This window comes from Leptospira noumeaensis, assembly GCF_004770765.1.
Classification (GTDB): Bacteria; Spirochaetota; Leptospiria; order Leptospirales; family Leptospiraceae; genus Leptospira_A; species Leptospira_A noumeaensis.
Genome location: NZ_RQFK01000001.1, coordinates 1 through 907, shown reverse-complemented (window position 1 = coordinate 907; position 907 = coordinate 1). Strand labels below are relative to the sequence as shown.

1 protein-coding gene is annotated in these 907 nt (G+C 41.7%); it reads right to left on the bottom strand.

Annotation, left to right across the window (positions count from 1 at the left end):
* A partial coding sequence (locus tag EHQ24_RS19160) for a hypothetical protein (RefSeq protein ID WP_167483029.1) occupies positions 1 to 907 on the bottom strand: 907 nt, incomplete at both ends.

The following is a 907-nucleotide window of genomic DNA, read 5'->3' as shown; positions in this document are numbered from 1 at the left end:
AAACAAACTGAGTTGGTTCCCAAGGGAACTTGTAGTTCCATTCCAATGAGTAGCAAGTGCTTCTTGGTTTTTATCCTTTACCTCATAAAGAAGTCCCGCTTGGAGACCTCCCATTTGGAAATATTCAGTCCATGCTACGTAAGGAGGAATGGCTCGTGCCACAGTCCAAAATGCAAAAGCCTTACCATCTGTGGCTAAATTTCCTTGAGTTTTACTTGTATGTATCCATGCCAAGCCGTCGCTATTGGAAGCATTGGCCCAATCAGAGTAAATATTTGCCCCTAGAACGTTTGTTACCTCGTAGTTAGAGCCAAGTTTGTTTTGCAGAAAGGTCTTAACTTCAGAATAGTTACCGTTGTGTATAATGCTATTATAGATGGCTTGATAAAGTTCTTTGTTGTATGACGCGTTCGTAAAGGTTGCATTATAGGAATCAAACTGGAACGCTTGTAATGCGCCCCCGCCATGACCTTCATAAGTCCATTGGTCAGTGGAGAAAATCGCAGTCCCTGCACCATACTGTTGGTAGTAGATCGCACTCATCACAGCTTGAATCTGAGCGTCACTATAGTTTCTATACGTATCGTAATTGATTCCGGTGCTATTTTGATAAGTCAGAATATTGGATTCATGGAACTCATACTTACTGTTAGCAATGTCTTTTTGCGATTGCAAGAAGGTAGAAAAGGAACTGGAAATATCTGAGAAAAATAAGGAAGGATCAAGAGCCGCATTTTGTACCTTAGGTTTCATACGATCAAGAAAGTCTTTTAAGAGTTCCCCAGCACTGTTGAGTGCCCCACCCTTCTGGTGGTAAGTACACCCACCATCTAAGTTACAAGTAACTCCTGTATCCAAATCCGTTTGGAAACTATCCAACATTCCTTTGATGGAGTCGATCACAGCA